12 protein-coding genes are annotated in these 7,858 nt (G+C 35.6%); all 12 read left to right on the forward strand.

All coding sequences use genetic code 11. The annotated features are described in order from the left end of the window. The coding region (locus tag SORDD24_RS05675; RefSeq protein ID WP_155720133.1) for an AAA family ATPase at positions 1-455 on the forward strand (455 nt) is incomplete at its 5' end. Then, positions 455-1,105, forward strand: coding sequence for an ABC-2 transporter permease (locus tag SORDD24_RS05680; RefSeq protein WP_061408499.1), 651 nt, complete (start codon positions 455-457; stop codon positions 1,103-1,105). The genes SORDD24_RS05675 and SORDD24_RS05680, both read left to right, overlap by 1 nt. 158 nt (positions 1,106-1,263) lie before the next feature. Beyond that, complete coding sequence (locus SORDD24_RS05685) at positions 1,264-1,896, forward strand: GyrI-like domain-containing protein (RefSeq protein ID WP_061408500.1); 633 nt, start codon at positions 1,264-1,266, stop codon at positions 1,894-1,896. Between the two features lie 12 nt (positions 1,897-1,908). Then, positions 1,909-2,436: a PadR family transcriptional regulator gene (locus SORDD24_RS05690; RefSeq protein WP_061408504.1), complete on the forward strand. Its 528-nt coding sequence runs from the start codon at positions 1,909-1,911 to the stop codon at positions 2,434-2,436. A 31-nt stretch (positions 2,437-2,467) separates the two neighbouring features. After that, complete coding sequence (locus tag SORDD24_RS05695) at positions 2,468-3,451, forward strand: BtrH N-terminal domain-containing protein (RefSeq protein WP_061408507.1); 984 nt, start codon at positions 2,468-2,470, stop codon at positions 3,449-3,451. 79 nt (positions 3,452-3,530) lie between these two features. Beyond that, positions 3,531-4,016, forward strand: a complete 486-nt coding sequence (locus SORDD24_RS05700) for a GNAT family N-acetyltransferase (protein WP_231082687.1) — start codon at positions 3,531-3,533, stop codon at positions 4,014-4,016. A gap of 57 nt (positions 4,017-4,073) precedes the next feature. Continuing rightward, a complete protein-coding gene (locus SORDD24_RS05705) occupies positions 4,074-4,514 on the forward strand; it encodes a hypothetical protein (protein WP_061408510.1) in 441 nt (146 codons plus the stop codon). After that, the gene (locus SORDD24_RS05710; protein ID WP_061408513.1) at positions 4,514-4,951 is read left to right on the forward strand and encodes a GNAT family N-acetyltransferase; all 438 of its coding nucleotides are present in this window, start codon (positions 4,514-4,516) and stop codon (positions 4,949-4,951) included. Before SORDD24_RS05705 ends, SORDD24_RS05710 begins: the two co-directional genes overlap by 1 nt. A 151-nt stretch (positions 4,952-5,102) precedes the next feature. After that, positions 5,103-5,732: a GNAT family N-acetyltransferase gene (locus tag SORDD24_RS05715; protein WP_061408516.1), complete on the forward strand. Its 630-nt coding sequence runs from the start codon at positions 5,103-5,105 to the stop codon at positions 5,730-5,732. Between the two features lie 106 nt (positions 5,733-5,838). After that, entirely contained in the window at positions 5,839-6,438 is a 600-nt protein-coding gene (locus tag SORDD24_RS05720; protein WP_061408518.1) for an alpha/beta hydrolase, read from the forward strand. Between the two features lie 39 nt (positions 6,439-6,477). Further along, positions 6,478-7,260, forward strand: a complete 783-nt coding sequence (locus SORDD24_RS05725; RefSeq protein ID WP_061408521.1) for an AAC(3) family N-acetyltransferase — start codon at positions 6,478-6,480, stop codon at positions 7,258-7,260. Between the two features lie 115 nt (positions 7,261-7,375). Beyond that, positions 7,376-7,858: class I SAM-dependent methyltransferase (locus SORDD24_RS05730; protein ID WP_155720134.1), on the forward strand; the 483-nt coding region annotated here is incomplete at its 3' end.

Genomic DNA, 7,858 nt, shown 5'->3' on the forward strand with positions numbered 1-7,858 from the left:
AGGATATTGTCGCCATTACTCGTATTTTTTATGATAACTGGGATGATGAATCGTATCGTCATTATCTTGATGCATTTAAACTTGATGAAAATAAGAAAATTATGGAACTGTCTGAGGGGATGAAAGTAAAATTTTATCTTACTTTAGCTCTTTCTCATCATGCTAAGCTTTTGATTTTAGATGAGCCGACTAGTGGGCTTGATCCAGTATCTAGAGATGAGATGAATGAAATCTTTCGAAAACTAGCAGAAAAAGGGGTAGCAATCTTGTTTTCTACTCATATTACTAGTGATTTAGAGAAGTGTGCAGATACTATTACTTATATAAAAAATGGTGAATTGCTCTTATCTGAGAGAAAAGAGGATTTTATCAGTCATTACACGAAAGAAATAGGGCAGAAATCCACACTTGAAGATATTATGGTGCATATTGAAAGGGAAGAGGTGAATTTGTGATGAGAAAACTTCTCTATAAAGAAATGAAACTATCAGCAAATCCTTTGAGTTATTGGTTTATAACTTTTTCAGCTATGACGATGATTCCAAGGTATCCTATTCTTGTCGGTTCCTTTTTTATCTGTCTTGGTATTTTTTATACTTATCAACAAGTCCGAGAATGTGATGACATCACCTACACGGTCATGTTGCCAGTTAGAAAACAAGATGTGGTTACGGCTAAATATTTATTTGTTCTATTTATCGAGTGCATAGCTTTCATATTATGTCTTTTTCTGACGATTATTCGGATGAGATTCTTAGGAGATGCCGCACCGTATGTGACAAATCAATTGATGAATGCAAATGCTGCTTATCTTGGCTATATAATGCTTGTGTTTGCAACCTTTAACAGTGTTTTTCTTGCAGGCTTTTTTAAAACAACTTATAAGATTGGGAAGCCTTTTATCCTATTCTGCGCAGTCGCAACTGTCATAATATTCATGGGAGAGATATTACACCATATTCCTGGATTAGAAAGTTTGAATGATTCTTCAAATTTGAACGTATCACAGATAGTAATATTTCTTCTTGGTGTTGCCATGTTTACATTATGCACCTGGTTTTCTTATCAGAAAGCTATAAAAGATTTCGAAAGAATTGATTTATGACCGTTAGGGGAATTATGAATTAGATAATCTGTGAAATATCTGAGTGTTAATCATTTTCGGTTGGCACATGGATTACTTATTTTTACTTTTTTGACAAAATCGTATTCTAGTGGTAGAATATATAAGAAAAAATAAGTATCAAAGGAGGAAGTTGCCCCATGGCTTTTGACTTTAAAAAAGAATTTAAGGAGTTTTATCCAACTAAGACAAATCCGATGATTGTTAAGATTCCCAAAATGAATTTTTTAGCAGTTCGAGGTAAAGGAAATCCTAACGAGGAAGGTGGCGAGTATAAGCAAGCCATTAACTTACTTTACCCACTTGCCTATACTATCAAGATGAGTAAAAATACAGATTACCGAATGAATGGCTACTTTGATTTCGTTGTGCCACCATTAGAAGGTTTTTGGTGGCAGGAAGGTATTAAAGGTGTTGATTATGAACGTAAAAGCGATTTTCGATTTATCTCTCTCCTTCGTCTGCCGGATTTCGTAAGTAAAGAAAATTTTGACTGGGCTATCCAGCAAGCGACAACTAAGAAAAAAATGGATTTTTCCAACGTGGAATACTTTACTTATGACGAAGGTCTATGTGTTCAATGTTTGCATGTCGGGTCTTATAATGATGAGCCTATAACAGTTGAACGAATGCATGCTTATATAGAAAATAAAGGCTATCAACTGGATATTACAGATGAACGTATGCACCATGAAATCTATATCAGCGATTTTCGTAAAACAGAGCCTGCCAAACTGAAAACTATTCTCAGACATCCGATTAAAAAGAAATAGGGAGAATAAAAAATGGTTATCAAGACATCCTTGACAGAGGAGTTAATACTCGGTATATTGGCAGAGCAACCGCATCATGGCTATCAGATTGAAAAACTTATTGTTGATAGAGGCATGAGAAAATGGACAGACGTAGGTTTTTCTTCAATTTATTATGTACTTGAAAAATTGGAGAAGAAAGGTCTGGCAAAGAGTGTACCGGCAAACGGAAAAGATAAAAAAGAGTACAGCATTACAAAGCTGGGATTAACAGTTTTGATTGAAAAAACACGTCAGCGATTAGTAGAACGACAGCCGACGAACTCACATTTTATGACTGCATTGGCAAATAGTCAGAATATGTCTTCTAAAGAATTATTGCAGGCTCTTATGAAACGAAAATATATTTTGGAAAAGGATTTGCAAGTTTTGAAGAATCAACAAGCAGGAGGACAATGTCTGCCAAGGTCTGCCAGACAGTTATTCAGTTTGGGTCTGACCATGCTTCAAGCAGAGCTAAATTGGTTAGAGTCTGAAATTCAAACTTTACAATCACAATGAAATCCAAAAAAATTTTCAGAGGGGATAGTATATGAAGTTAGATATAAAACCGTTCATAGGACAGCATTGTGAATCTACCGCAACAGGAACTCTCTTGAATCAGCTTGGTGTTGAATTAAGTGAGCCGATGTTATTTGGTTTGGGAGAAGGTCTGGGCTTTACTCTTTGGAATATGAAATCCATGAATATGCCGTTTATAGGCGGGAGAATTAAACCTGATTTATTAACGCAAAATATCACAAAAAATTTAGGGTTAAAACTTGAGGTAAAGGAAACTTCTTCAAAAGATAAAGCATGGAAATCCGTCAAGGGATTGTTGGATAGAGGTAAGGCAGTTGGGCTGAAATTGGATTGCTATCACTTGGAATATTTTACTAATCCAATTCATTTTGCTGGACACTATGTCGCTATAATCGGATACGATGATAAAAATGCTTTTTTAGTGGATACTGCTCAACAAGGGTGTGAAGTAAGCAGTTCTTTAGAGAGTTTAGAGCAGGCAAGAAGTGAAAAAGGTTCTATGTCATCTAAAAACTTGTTTTATATAATTGAAAAAGAAACAGAAGTATTACCCATAAAAACGGCTGTTTTAACTGCAATACACAATAATGCAGCAACATATTTAAACCCGCCGATAAAGAATCTGACGTATAAGGGCATTTATAAAGCAAGTGATGAAATCATCAGGTGGTTTGATACTTCAAAGAGTATTGAAGAAGATTTTAAAATGACTGCTATGTTAATGGAAAAGGCTGGAACAGGCGGAGCAATATTTAGAAATCTATATCGTGATTTTCTAAAAGAAGCCTTTGACTTAACAAAAAATGATAATATTAAAGTGGCTTACTTAACTTTTGTAGAGATTGCTAAGAATTGGGACGAAGTTATTGCTCTATTTAAAAAAGTATCTGACACCAAAAACAGAAACTACATTTTAGAAGCTTCAAAAAAGATGAAAGACATCTCGGTACAAGAAAAGGAAGCTATGCAGATATTAGAAAATGTATCGCATTAACTGCTCGTCTCTTATTGGCGCAAACCTGACTGGAAATGGCATCCTCATATAGATAATCAGGAGTTGTGGAGGTAGTAAAATGGTGCTTCACTTGGAAAAAGTAAATGGAAAAAATATATGGGAAATAACTAGATTGCAGGTATCGGAATCACAAAAAGGATTTGTTGCCACAAATGAAATTAGTATAGTTGAAGCATACACCATCATTACAGCAAATGGATTTGCGTTTCCATTTGGAATCTATGATGGTGAAATTCCTGTTGGATTTATTATGATTGGCTATGATGTTAACGATTATTGGGACAATCCGCCTGATATAGCAAGAGGGAACTATAACCTTTGGCGTTTAATGATTGATCAAAAGTATCAGAAAAAAGGTTTTGGAAGGGAAGCCATTGCTCTTGGTTTGAATTTTATTAAATCTTTTCCCTGTGGTAAAGCAAAGTATTGCTGGCTATCATATGAACCCGAAAATAAAGTAGCTTGTAAATTATATCATTCATTTGGTTTTACTGAAACTGGAGATATGGAAGGAAATGAGATTATTGCAATACTGGAGCTCTGAGATATTTTAATAATTGATAAATTATCGATCAAAATTTGGAGAGGAAGTGAGATTAAAATGTGTAAAGAATGTTATGTTGACCAAAATAGAGTGACTCCACTTTTAAACCCCGTGGAATGCTTAGAAAATCATACACAATATATTTGCGGAACTTGTGGTCGGTGTATTTGTATCGAATACGATCCAAATCGTGGATTACAACGATGGAATTTTCCGTTTAAGTCCTTAGAAATTGCAAAGCTATATTTGAGAACTGCCGATTACTCAGAAAAAAAGCCATGTGGTATTTATGAATTGAAAAGTGAAAATGGTAGAATTTCATACAAAATTTTTGCAAGCAATGAAGATTTGAAATTATATCTAAAAAAGAATAAAGGAAAAACTTGTGAAAAAATGGCGTCTGTTTTTTCAGTTGAAAAATATCAGGAATTTCCCAATACACAGGTGAGAAAATTGACTGCTGAAGAAGTGGAAACCTACATGAAGGAGAGATGCTGATGATACGAGAGGCTGTCAGAGAAGATTTATATGATTTGTTGAACCTATACCTTTTCTTGCATGAAAAAGAGATTCCAAAAGATATTGATGCTTTGGAGAGCGCATGGAATGCGATCATGGAAGATAAAAATCACCATATTATTGTAAAAGAGATAAATGGTCAGATTCTTTCATCCTGCATTTGTGTCATCATTCCGAATCTAACCAGAAACGTACGCCCATATGCCCTTATTGAGAATGTGGTGACACATGAAGAATATAGAGGAAAAGGATATGCGACAGAATGTCTCCATTATGCTAAAGAGATAGCAATAGGAAATAATTGCTATAAAATCATGCTTTTGACGGGTACAAAGAACAAAAGTACGTTAGCTTTTTATAAGAATGCTGGTTATAATGATGAGGATAAAACAGCATTTATACAATGGATTGACTGAAATGAATTTCAGTTTGTCAATGTCTGTCTAATAGAAATTTCTTAAAAAATAGTTGAAAAATCAACTGCTGAAGAAGTGGAAACATACATGGCAGAGAGAATAACCTTCTGCCTTAGTCTGATAAATCGTAGTAGAAAATAAAGGAGAAACTATGAATATTGAAATTCGTAAGGAATTGCCCTCTGAAAATTATGAAGTTGAAAACTTAGTTAGAGAGGCTTTTTGGAATGTCTATCGACCGGGCTGTGCAGAGCATCTAATTTTACATCATTTTCGCCAGCATCCCAATTATCTAGAAAAATTATCAAAAGTTCTTTTACTGGATGGAAAGTTAGTTGGTCAGATCATGTTCAGCAAGGCTCAGCTCCGTCATGAAAAGACTGGGCAGATCAAAGAAATCGCCACATTTGGTCCTTTTGCTATTTTGCCAGACTTTCAAAAGCAGGGATTGGGAGAACAATTAGCTCAGGCTGCTATCAGTCAAGCGAGAAAGGAGGGGATAAGCCATCTAGTCATCTTTGGAAATCCGGCTTACTATCCTAAGTATGGCTTTGTGACAGCCAGTGACTATGGCATCTATCTGGATGGCCAGGACAAGAAAGAAGTTTTGGATTTTGTCATGGTGCTGGATCTGCAAAAAGATAATAGTGTGACGCAGGAAAATGGTCCTTGGCTTTATCGAGATCCAGACGGATATGAAGTAGATGAAGAGGAATTGGCTATCTTTGACCGTAGTTTCCCGCCCAAGAAGAAAGAAAAACGACCGGGACAACTCGGCTAGGAATCGAAATCAATCAGTTGAGTTTTGCAGACTTTATGAGCTAAGTATGAACCCCATAATGTTGCGGTCAAATTATAGAATCAGAAACTGTACAGAGGACTCTTAGATGAAAGATTTGGTTATCTATATACATGGTAAGGATGGAAACATAGAGGAGACAAACCATTATCAGTCTATTTTTAGAGAAAGTGACGTTATCGGTTTTGACTATAAATCACAAACTCCTTGGGAAGCGGAGATAGAATTTCCAATACTATATGATAGGTGTGCTAAAGCGTATGATTCTGTTATTTTAATTGCAAATAGCATCGGTGCTTATTTTGCAATGCTATCTTTGGTTGAAAAGAATATTTCTCATGCCTTATTTATTTCCCCTATTGTAGATATGGAGAAACTGATAATAGATATGATGAAGTGGTTAAATATTACAAAAGATGAATTAAAAAGTAAGAAAAAGGTTGAAACAGAATTTGGTGAAACATTGTCTTGGGAATATTTATCTTATGTGAAAAATCATCCCATTAGGTGGAACATTCCCACTTCTATTTTATACGGAGAAAAAGACAATCTAACTTCAAAAGAATCCATAACTAAGTTTGCAGAACAAATTGGAGCAACTCTTACAATCATGGGGAATGGAGAGCATTGGTTTCATACAGATGAGCAATTAAATTTTTTAGACACGTGGGTTAAAAAATCAACTTAATAAATTCGTATTAATTTTTGATGACAAGAGGTAAAAATTATGAAAACAGTATATAAAGAAGATATCGTACAGGGTTTAACAGAACTTGGCCTGAAACAAGGGGATGTTGTCATTGTCCATACATCCTTAAAAAGTATGGGATATGTATGTGGAGGAGCACAGACTGTGATAGAAGCTCTAATTGAAGTGGTGACTTCTGAAGGTACCATTGTGATGCCGACACAGTCATGGAAAAATCTTGATCCGGAAACAGGTGTACACTGGAATGCAGAGGAGTCAGACTGGGATAAAATTAGAGAGAATTGGCCAGCATATGATAAACGGATAACGCCAACAAATACGATGGGAGCTGTTGCAGAAATGTTCCGTCAATGGCCGGGGAGCATCAGAACAGAGCATCCAGCAAGATCAATTTGTTCATGGGGAAAACATGCTGAATATATTACAGCGGAACATACTCTTTCAAATATATTTGGTGAGGGTTCACCTATCGCAAAACTCTATGAACTTGACGCTAAAGTACTGTTGTTAGGGGTTGGATATGATAAAAACACTTCCATACACTTAGCGGATGTCCGTGCAGAGTATCCTGGGAAACATGACTGTATTGAACACAGTGCCATACTTGAAGATGGTGTTCGTATATGGAAAGCGTATAATACCTTATTCGTTGATGGAGAAGATTTTGAGGACATAGGAAGCGCCTTTGAGGAAAATGGCCTTGCAAAGATAGGAAAAATCGGCAATGCCGATTCTAGATTGATGCAACAACGTGAACTAGTAGATTTTGCTGTCTCTTGGATTGAAAAACATCGTAGATGAACTGAATTTTAACTATTGTAAAGAAATCAATAGAAACTAGCTAAACTTTAGTAGAAATAGGTTGATAATTCCCAGTTTATCAGATAAGCTTAGGATTTATAAAAGGAAATAACTAATGAAATCGTATCAAGATATAAATAAAGAAACCATTGATGGGTGGGTTGAAGAAGGTTGGGAATGGAGTAAGCCGATTTCACATGATGAGTATATTAGCGCAAAAAACGGAGATTGGAATGTTTTTCTTACTCCGACGGTTCCTGTTCCACATGAGTGGTTAGGAAATTTAAATGGAAAGAAAATCTTAGGTTTAGCATCGGGTGGTGGGCAGCAAATGCCTATATTTAACGCATTAGGTGCAGAGTGCACTGTGCTTGATAATTCTCTAAAGCAAATAGAAAGTGAATTTTTAATTGCTGAAAGAGAAGGCTATACTATTAAAGCGATTGAAGGCGATATGACAAAAGCTTTGCCTTTTGAGGATGAAACCTTTGATATAGTCTTTCATCCGGTTTCAAACTGTTATGTTGAAGATGTGGAGCCCATTTTTAATGAGGCGTATAGAGTTCTGAAAAAGGGTGGAATTTTTCTGGCAGGATTA

The organism is Streptococcus oralis (assembly GCF_001579175.1).
GTDB classification, from domain to species: domain Bacteria; phylum Bacillota; class Bacilli; order Lactobacillales; family Streptococcaceae; genus Streptococcus; species Streptococcus oralis_O.

What these genes read in the sequence shown, in the direction of transcription:
- SORDD24_RS05710 (WP_061408513.1), top strand. Translation starts at nt 4,514, where the DNA reads ATGATACGAGAGGCTGTCAGAGAAGATTTATATGATTTGTTGAACCTA.
- SORDD24_RS05720 (WP_061408518.1), top strand. Translation starts at nt 5,839, where the DNA reads ATGAAAGATTTGGTTATCTATATACATGGTAAGGATGGAAACATAGAG.
- SORDD24_RS05700 (WP_231082687.1), top strand. Translation starts at nt 3,531, where the DNA reads ATGGTGCTTCACTTGGAAAAAGTAAATGGAAAAAATATATGGGAAATA.
- SORDD24_RS05680 (WP_061408499.1), top strand. Translation starts at nt 455, where the DNA reads ATGAGAAAACTTCTCTATAAAGAAATGAAACTATCAGCAAATCCTTTG.
- SORDD24_RS05715 (WP_061408516.1), top strand. Translation starts at nt 5,103, where the DNA reads ATGAATATTGAAATTCGTAAGGAATTGCCCTCTGAAAATTATGAAGTT.
- SORDD24_RS05685 (WP_061408500.1), top strand. Translation starts at nt 1,264, where the DNA reads ATGGCTTTTGACTTTAAAAAAGAATTTAAGGAGTTTTATCCAACTAAG.
- SORDD24_RS05690 (WP_061408504.1), top strand. Translation starts at nt 1,909, where the DNA reads ATGGTTATCAAGACATCCTTGACAGAGGAGTTAATACTCGGTATATTG.
- SORDD24_RS05705 (WP_061408510.1), top strand. Translation starts at nt 4,074, where the DNA reads ATGTGTAAAGAATGTTATGTTGACCAAAATAGAGTGACTCCACTTTTA.
- SORDD24_RS05695 (WP_061408507.1), top strand. Translation starts at nt 2,468, where the DNA reads ATGAAGTTAGATATAAAACCGTTCATAGGACAGCATTGTGAATCTACC.
- SORDD24_RS05725 (WP_061408521.1), top strand. Translation starts at nt 6,478, where the DNA reads ATGAAAACAGTATATAAAGAAGATATCGTACAGGGTTTAACAGAACTT.